Annotated in this window: 6 protein-coding genes; 5 read left to right on the plus strand and 1 reads right to left on the minus strand. The window is 54.0% G+C overall.

The annotated features are described in order from the left end of the window. From LUQ43_RS13320 to LUQ43_RS13335, 4 genes are all read left to right on the plus strand, one after another. Positions 1-262, plus strand: a 262-nt coding sequence (locus LUQ43_RS13320; protein WP_299968566.1) for a CTP-dependent riboflavin kinase, incomplete at its 5' end; no start/stop codon positions are given. Continuing rightward, on the plus strand, positions 259-939 hold the full coding sequence (gene ribB / locus LUQ43_RS13325; RefSeq protein WP_299968568.1) for a 3,4-dihydroxy-2-butanone-4-phosphate synthase: 681 nt from the start codon (positions 259-261) through the stop codon (positions 937-939). The genes LUQ43_RS13320 and ribB, both read left to right, overlap by 4 nt. Positions 940-1,006: 67 nt before the next feature. Further along, the gene (locus LUQ43_RS13330) at positions 1,007-1,429 is read left to right on the plus strand and encodes a GNAT family N-acetyltransferase (RefSeq protein WP_299968570.1); all 423 of its coding nucleotides are present in this window, start codon (positions 1,007-1,009) and stop codon (positions 1,427-1,429) included. 171 nt (positions 1,430-1,600) lie between these two features. Further along, entirely contained in the window at positions 1,601-2,785 is a 1,185-nt protein-coding gene (locus LUQ43_RS13335; RefSeq protein ID WP_299968572.1) for a Xaa-Pro peptidase family protein, read from the plus strand. On the opposite strand, the gene LUQ43_RS13340 is transcribed toward LUQ43_RS13335, so the two are convergent. After that, entirely contained in the window at positions 2,769-3,701 is a 933-nt protein-coding gene (locus LUQ43_RS13340; protein ID WP_299968574.1) for a helix-turn-helix domain-containing protein, read from the minus strand. The genes LUQ43_RS13335 and LUQ43_RS13340 overlap by 17 nt on opposite strands. A gap of 205 nt (positions 3,702-3,906) precedes the next feature. Here LUQ43_RS13340 and LUQ43_RS13345 point away from each other — a divergent pair. Further along, positions 3,907-4,901 (plus strand): hypothetical protein (locus tag LUQ43_RS13345; RefSeq protein ID WP_299968576.1); only part of this gene is annotated, 995 nt, incomplete at its 3' end.

Genomic DNA, 4,901 nt, shown 5'->3' on the forward strand with positions numbered 1-4,901 from the left:
GCTGGCCCCGTCGAGCGTGACGATCCGGAAGAAGATCGAAGCGCTCGACTGGACCCGGATCAAGGGCTTCTCCACGGACGGCCGGACGTTCGGCGATGCCCGGTGCATCCCGTGCCGGATCGGCACGATCAAGTGCGGCATTGTGGTGCCCGGCAGGACGCATTACCCGGACGATCTTATCGAGGTCATCGCCCCTATTGCCCTCCGGCGGAAACTCGGTGTCGAGGACAATGACAGCATCAACGTTGAGGTGGGCCAGTGATAGACAAGGCCCTTGCGGCACTCCGGGACGGGAAGTTCATCCTGCTCTATGACTTTGATGACCGCGAGGGTGAGACGGACTTTGCGATCCGGTCCGATGCCGTTACGCCAAAGGATATTGTCCGGATGCGGAAGGACGGCGGCGGCCTGATCTGCACGGCGGTCCACCCGGTTGCGGCCCAGCGCCTCGGCCTCCCGTTCGCGAGCGATGCCCTGAGGGCGATCGCGGTTGCGGAGCGGGAAGGGGATATCCCCTATGACCGGAAGAACCACTCCTCGTTCTCGCTCTGGGTGAACCACCGCAACACCTTCACCGGGATCACCGACCGCGACCGGGCCCTGACCGTGAACGCGATCGCCGAGCAGGTGAAGCGCTCCCTCAATGGCGGGGTCGTGAACTTCCACGAGACCTTCCGGACACCGGGCCACATGGCACTCCTCCGGGCTGCCGACGGTCTTCTCGATGTCAGGCGCGGCCAGACCGAGCTCTCGATTGCCATGGCCCAGATGGCGGGGATCACACCGTCAATAACTATCTGCGAGATGCTGGATGACGAGAGCGGCTATGCCCTCTCCAAAGAGGATGCAAAGCTCTATGGCCGCAAGCACAAATTCGAGTTTATCGAAGGCAACGAAGTGCTTGAGCAGTGGGACAGAGAGAAGAGCGAACGGAAATAAATCCCGGATTTACCCCTTTTTAATACGACAACCGCCTGGATTGCCTGCAGGATGATGGTGAAAAAACATGAACCTTACCCTTCAATACCACTGTTCAGGCATCGACTGGAATTGTGTTGTTGAAATATTAAAAAAAGGCGGAATGGCATTTTTTGAAGGTAACGTGCATAAGCAGGCTTTTGAAAACAGCCACACCGTGGTCTTTGCATTTGACGATGGAAAACTGATTGGATTTGGTCGTGCAATTTCCGACGGGACTTGCCAGGCTGCACTGTATGATATCGCGGTCTTGCCTGAATATCAGGGCAAATCGGTAGGTTTTACCATTGTCAGCAACATTCTCAATCGAATCCCCCATTGTAATGTTATTTTATATGCATCCCCGGGCAAGGAACCGTTTTATCAGAAGCTGAACTTCAGGAAAATGAAAACCGGCATGGCCCTGTTTCTTGATGCAGAAAAAAAGCGGACGAATGGATTTACAGAATAAATTTGAGATAGTATTCCCTGGTGGGCCAAACGTCATTGAGCGGTGGAACCAGGACCTATGCACAATTTCGATCACATCCGTTTTTTTTATTCCCGCAAGATTGAATAATTCCCGGTTCCTGGATATATTTCAATCATTCTTAATAGCCTTCCAGCCCCAGTTTTTATCAGCATGAAAGTTCCGCTCACCGAACTCAACGATCGCATGGAACGTTTCCGGGCACGGATGGATACGAGCCGTCCGGACTGGAAGATGGCAGCCATCGTCGGTAAGATCCCGCTCTACTACTTCACAGGGACCATGCAGGACGGCCTCCTACTCATCCCGCAGGGTGGCGACGCGGTCTTCTGGGTCCGGCAGAGCTTCGAGCGGGCAGAAGAGGAGTCGCTCTTCCCCGGCATCCGGAAAATGCGGAGCTACAGGGACGTTGCGGCAGGAATGGGTTCGCTCCCGTCGAGTGTGTATCTTGAAACCGACCAGGTATCGATCGCCCAGCTCCGAAGAATGCAGAAGCACCTGCCGTTTACTGATCTGAAACCGGTGGAGATGCAGGTGGCTGCGGTCAGGGCGAAGAAGAGCCCGTACGAGATTGGGCTGATGGAGCGGGCCGGTGAGATCCACCGCCATGCACTCGAAGACATTGTGCCCGGGATGCTGGAAGAAGGCATCGACGAGGTCACGCTCGAGTGCGACCTGTACTCGCGGATGGTGAAGGAAGGCCACCAGGGGATCATCCGCTTCGACATGTTCAACGAGATGCTGCTCGGCCAGGTCGGGTTCGGCACCAGTTCCCTCCGGCCCATCTGCGTGGATACCCCCGGCGGCATCTCGGGTATGCACCCCTCGGTCCCGCTGATGGGCTGCCGTGAACGGAAACTCCGCAAGGGGGACATGGTCGTCATCGACATCGGCTGCGGGTATAAGGGATACCAGACCGACAAGACGCTCTCGTACATGTTCGGCAGCCCGATCCCGGATGATGCTATCCGCCAGCACGGGCGCTGCGTGGAGATCCAGGACCGGATCGCATCCCAGCTGAAACCGGGTGCCATCCCGTCCGAGATCTACCGGGACATCATGGCGGACCTTGAACCGGCGTTTCTTACGAACTTCATGGGCTTTGGCAACCACCGGGTCAAGTTCCTCGGCCACGGGATCGGGCTCTGGATCGACGAGATGCCGGTTATTGCGGAGGGGTTCGACGAGCCCCTGCAGGAAGGGATGGTCTTTGCTGTTGAACCCAAGAAAGGGATACCGGGTGTCGGCCTCGTTGGTATTGAGAACACCTTTGTTGTGACCCCGCAGGGTGGCCGGTCGATCACCGGGAAGAGCAAAGGGCTCATTGAGGTTTACTAGCGGTTCCTCCGGTTATTTTTTCCTCGTTTACCCGGCCACTCTGACGGCCCTGAAAATCCTCGTCATCTCTTTTTCCGGGTCTGGCGGGTCGGGCAGGAAACGGGAATTCTGCGCCTTCAACAAACCGCTGCCAGTTGAAATGGCTCATCATTTTCATCTGGAGGATTGCGCCCTTGTTCCGGGTATTGAGGACAGATATGCTGCCGGAGATGAATGGCGGGATCATGAGGAGTTCCTCATCATCAACAATCAGTTCGAGGGTATTTTCGATCTTCATCAGGTTATGGATCTCCTCGAATTCCGGCGGGGCAAAGGGTGGCGGGATTTTGAATTGTTCTGAGGAGATGACATGGACCTCCGCATTTTTCCCCGGGAATAGCGCCTGAAGTTTTCTCTCAAGATCCGGATTATCGGAAACCACCATGAGGTGCAGCGATACATTCCTAATCCTGATATTCTCAATGAAGGGAATGTATCTCTCACCGATCATACAGTTGATCTCATGTTTTGCTTTCCCGAAAAGATCCCGGATCTTGTACTCGATATTGGCATCCCCGTAAATGGTCCAGAGGGCATCCTCCTTGTCCGTCTTGACCGTCTCCGTTTCCAGTTTTTTTAAGGTCACCAGTGCCAGATCTGCTGCCTTCCTGTGCCTGTCCATGAGAAGATCGATGGCCATTTCCGGTGAGATCGCACTGTACCGGGCCGGTTTTGAAATTCTCTTTACGGCAAGACCCATATCGGTGAGACGATCCAGGGCCTCATAGACGCTTGGTTTGGAGATCGAGAGGAAGTCTGTGATCTCTTTAGCCTCTGCATTGTCGTATAAAACCAGCGCGGCATACACGACCGCTTCATAGTTGGACAGTCCGAGATCATTGAGTGATTTTATGAGGGAAGAGGGGATGCTCTCCATACTGATACCATGGTCTTTCGGTTGTTAATAAATTTACTACTTTTGGGATAACCTTTTTATCAATGTAAAGTTTACTGTACAATGCGAGTAGTAAAAAAAAATACTACAAAGCAACGTTTTGATTGAGGAAACCATGTTCGGAATACAACAAATCAACGGAAATTCCCGTATCCTGGAGCAGATGAGGTGTACTGATTCTGTGTCCATGAACTCAGGACAGATTCAAGCGAATACCCGTGTCTGGACAGGGATCCTGGTATTTTTCGGAGCCCTGCTTGCGATTGGAATTCTTGCAGGATCGGCCAGTGCGTACAGTACACCGGAGTCCCAGGCAGCCGCAGGCAATCTATACATCTCTGACGTGACTATCAATCCCGATGTTTTTTTCACCGGTGAAACAGGTACGGCCACATTTTACGTGACCAACGGGAATGCGAACCAGAGTATTGTTATCAACCATGCAACGTTCGGGGACAAGGATATCCGTCTCACCAGCGGCACGTACGACACTTCAGCAAACATCGGGCCACTCCAGACAAGGACGTTTGTCTTCTCCATTGCAACGGATGCCGTTGAAGGAACATATTATCCGACATTCTCGCTTTCCCTCCGCGATGCGTCCGACAGCCTGTATTACCGCACGCCGGTCAAGGTGGAGAATACCCCGGTAACGGTCTCAATAACGGATCAGCCTGACACCTTCAGCAAGGACCAGAAAGATTCCGTTACCGTACAGATCGCCAACCCGCGGGAGAATGACGTGAAGAATGTCGTTCTCGAAGTCTCCGGGGACGGGATTACGGCTACCCCCGCAAAGCTCTACATCGGAGATCTGCCATACGGCTCCTCTGTGAATAAGACCATCTCGGTAACCCCGGGCAAGGAGACGGACCTCAACGTAACCGTGAACTATGATAACGGGGACAATGCCCACACAGCTAGCGTCATCCTTCCGATCACGTTCGGCACGGACAAGAAACAGGCCGATCCCGTAATCAGCAACATCAAGGTGACCATGGAGGGCTCAGTCTACCACGTGACCGGCGATGTGACCAACGCAGGTCTTGAGACGGCCAATGCCGTAACGGTCTCATCGGCATCTCCGGCAGTCCCGGCGGATCCCTACAAGAACTATGTTGTGGGTGTCCTGAAGCCTGACGATTTTGGGAGTTTTGAGATCTCCTTCACTTCGGAAAGCAA

Source organism: Methanoregula sp. (genome assembly GCF_028679125.1).
GTDB lineage: Archaea > Halobacteriota > Methanomicrobia > Methanomicrobiales > Methanospirillaceae > Methanoregula.